This window comes from Chryseobacterium sp. SIMBA_028, from assembly GCF_046535285.1.
Classification (GTDB): domain Bacteria; phylum Bacteroidota; class Bacteroidia; order Flavobacteriales; family Weeksellaceae; genus Chryseobacterium.
The window spans coordinates 1-228 of record NZ_JAWRWZ010000925.1 but is presented as its reverse complement, the minus strand read 5'-3'; the positions used below and the strand labels follow the sequence as shown (position 1 = coordinate 228).

General features: G+C 40.4%; 1 protein-coding gene. It reads left to right on the top strand.

Annotation, left to right across the window (positions count from 1 at the left end):
• The coding region (locus tag SCA31_RS25920; protein ID WP_410699805.1) for an anion permease at positions 1 to 228 on the top strand (228 nt) is incomplete at both ends.

Here is a 228-nt window from a genome sequence, read left to right as displayed (position 1 = left end):
ATGATGGCGAGTTCACTCAACGAATTGGGATTTATTGGATGGTTTAGTGATTTAATTAAGGTTAAAATCGGACATATGACATGGACGGTTGCTTTCCCTGTAATTATTTTGGTGTATTTTTTCAGTCATTACATTTTCGCGAGTGCTACGGCTCATGTTGCAGCAATGTACGCAGCTTTGCTCGGAGTTGGTGTTGCAGTAGGAATTCCTCCAATGTTATTAGCCATG